A 2,084-nucleotide genomic window follows, 5' to 3' on the forward strand; every position below is an offset into this window, starting at 1 on the left:
TGAGTTTGAGAGACGATACTATGATAGCCTTAATGAGTCAGACAAAGCTGCCTGACTCAAGCAATCCACTCTCCGATATAGTCGGGGCGGTTCAGCTTTTATTTAGCAAGCGAGTAAGATTAACCTAGTAAAATGCTTATCAGCTCAATAAATTAAAATTTAATCCTACTTATCCTAATAATAATCAGATACCCTGTTTGCTAAACAGTAAGCTTTTTGAGTCGAGAGTAATGAATGCCAAAATTTGATCGAGAATCTTTTAACCTTCCTTTTCATCAAAGAGGTAAGGTAAGCTTGCAAAGTCTTTTTTGGATAGTTGGTATTATCGTAGGGCTTCTGACCATTTTACAGATTATCTTTTCGATGCCTGATATAACCCGTAAAATAAATCTACCAGAAAGCTCTGATAAGGCTGCAGAGGGCAATAAAGCGGTAGAAGAGACCTCTAAACCGTCAGCACTGAACAGCCCCTCAACTAAAGTGGGTAAATATGTGGCTTATGACAATGGCATAGCGGTCGATAAAGCAATGGGAATTGTCTGGATGCGATGTAGTCTAGGTCAAGAGTGGAATGGGAGTGGTTGTGAGGGCAGCGCAAAAGCCTATAGTCTAGAAGAAGCGCAACAAGCTATCGAGCAACTGAACAAAGTAAGCTATGTTGGGCTTTATGAATGGAGATTACCTAATATCGAGGAGTTGCATTCTTTAATTGATTGTAGTGATGGCTATGATGGCAGTTATTCCATTCCTGTCGGTACAAGTAATAATTCTGGTAGCAAGAAAACAGTAGCAGTAGACTGTGCTGGCGGGTCCAAAACACCTGCTATTAATGAAAAGGTATTTCCAAATACGCAATGGGCGATATGGCGAGGCTACCGATCAACTACGTTAAATGAAGAAGGTGAGCCGTTAGCAGTCTACTTTAATGACGGTAAGATTAAGGCCAAACAAAAAGCGCATTATATCCGTCCAGTCAGAAACTTAAACCCATAAAAAAACCAGCCACCAAATGGCTGGTTTTTTGTTTTGTTTTTAACGCGTTTACTCTCTTAATTGAGAGCAGACGTTGGTTGACTCTTTAATCATCCCATTCAGGCGTATAATCAGGATGCTCGATCATACGACCATTTGAACGTGCCAACTTATTGATGGCTTCAATATCTTCCTTATCCAGCTGTACCTTTAACGCATCAAGGTTACTTTGTAGGTGAGATGGGGTACTGGTTTTTGGAATGGCAATACGGTTTTGGTCAGATAAAATCCAAGCCAACGATACCTGGGCTCGATTAATATTATGTTTGTCAGCAATGGCTTTAATAGTGTCATTATCAAAGACATCACCGCGTGCTAACGGCGAGTAAGCAGTTAGCGGAATGTGATGGTTGTACAAGAACGTTTGCAGGGTATGTTGACGAATAAAGGGGTGAAATTCGACTTGGTTCGTTGCAATAGGCACATCGCTATATTTTTGAGCTTCTAACAGCAGATTAATATTGAAGTTAGATACCCCAATGTTTCTAGTTAATCCTTGATGCTGCATCTCTGCCAAAGCAGGCATGGTCTCTGATAGTGGGACACGTGCATCTGGCCAGTGCAGTAATAATAAATCTACATACTCAACGTCCAATTTATCTAGTGAGTCATGCACCGACTTCACTAAATTATCAGGCTCAAAGCGCATGTCATCTGGGAAAATCTTGGTAGTTAAGAAAAAGCGGTCACGAGCTACGCCCGACTTCTTAATGCCTGCTCCCACTTGAGTCTCATTATGATAGGCTTGGGCCGTATCAATATGCTCATAGCCCATTTGTAGGGCTTGGCTAACCACCTCAATACAGTCATCATCTGTTGATTGCCAAGTTCCCAATCCTAAAGCAGGTATTTGAGCTTGTCCAACGGTTCGTGTTTGATAGTTTTTTAGGTTATTCATAATTATTTCATCACCAGTTTATATTAGTTTTGCAGTTATTGATTAGAATTGCTCTTTAGCCCCCTGTGTCAGGATAGTTGTCACCCCTAACAATCAAGTAAAAGGGGGTAACAAGGAACAAAGATGTCCAGATACAGTGAAGAGAGAAAACAAG

2 protein-coding genes are annotated in these 2,084 nt (G+C 40.8%); one reads left to right on the forward strand and one right to left on the reverse strand.

Features of this window, described 5'->3' with window-relative positions; genetic code table 11:
- Positions 1-234: 234 nt before the first annotated feature.
- On the forward strand, positions 235-993 hold the full coding sequence (locus tag G561_RS15085; protein WP_028859981.1) for an Lcl C-terminal domain-containing protein: 759 nt from the start codon (positions 235-237) through the stop codon (positions 991-993).
- 85 nt (positions 994-1,078) lie between these two features.
- On the opposite strand, the gene G561_RS0113390 is transcribed toward G561_RS15085, so the two are convergent.
- Positions 1,079-1,930, reverse strand: a complete 852-nt coding sequence (locus tag G561_RS0113390; RefSeq protein WP_028859982.1) for an aldo/keto reductase — start codon at positions 1,928-1,930, stop codon at positions 1,079-1,081.
- Positions 1,931-2,084 lie beyond the last annotated feature (154 nt).

Origin of the sequence: Psychrobacter phenylpyruvicus DSM 7000 = NBRC 102152, assembly GCF_000685805.1 — a bacterium.
Classification (GTDB): Bacteria; Pseudomonadota; Gammaproteobacteria; order Pseudomonadales; family Moraxellaceae; genus Psychrobacter; species Psychrobacter phenylpyruvicus.